The 578-nt window shown below is 40.7% G+C and carries 1 protein-coding gene; it reads left to right on the top strand.

What is annotated here, in order from left to right; genetic code table 11:
- Positions 1 to 111: 111 nt before the first annotated feature.
- Positions 112 to 578, top strand: a 467-nt coding sequence (locus GOU96_RS18145; RefSeq protein WP_025984288.1) for a GNAT family N-acetyltransferase, incomplete at its 3' end; no start/stop codon positions are given.

The following is a 578-nucleotide window of genomic DNA, read 5'->3' as shown; positions in this document are numbered from 1 at the left end:
AACGCGTGGCATTTTTACAATGCGTTGGTTTTTGTGATTACGGTGTTATGCGGAAAGCTAGTAGTAGCGTTGGCTGCCCCTTAAGCGGGCGTTATGTTCACACGAGGAAACATGGACGTTTATTGTAAAATTTTAAAGCCGCAAGATAGCCAGAAATACCGAGAGTTAAGGTTAGAAAGCTTACGGTTATACCCTGAGGCATTTGGCTCTGATTACAAGACCCAATCCCAATTACCGAAGTTGTTCTTCGAACAAATGATCGAAAAGGAGAGCAATGATCACATTATGCTGGGTGCTTTTTACAATAATGAATTAGTCGGGTTATGTGGCTTGCTTTCTTTGGAACAGTCGCACTCATTAGAGCTAGTTCAAATGTACGTATCACCAAATGTACGTGGGAAGTCAATCGGACAAACTCTTTTAACTGAAGCGAAGTCGGTGTTACAGGATCGCAATGGGGATAGGCTAGAGCTAACGGTTTATAAGGGTAATCTTGCTGCCATTAAATCTTATGAAAAATTTGGTTTTATCCGTGTTGCAAGTCAACTTAAAGAAATAGTTATGCATTTTAAGCTGTG

Origin of the sequence: Vibrio sp. R-1 (genome assembly GCF_035615595.1) — a bacterium.
Classification (GTDB): Bacteria; Pseudomonadota; Gammaproteobacteria; order Enterobacterales; family Vibrionaceae; genus Vibrio; species Vibrio cholerae.
Note: the sequence above shows the minus strand (reverse complement) of the source record. Positions and strands in the feature narration are given on the sequence as shown.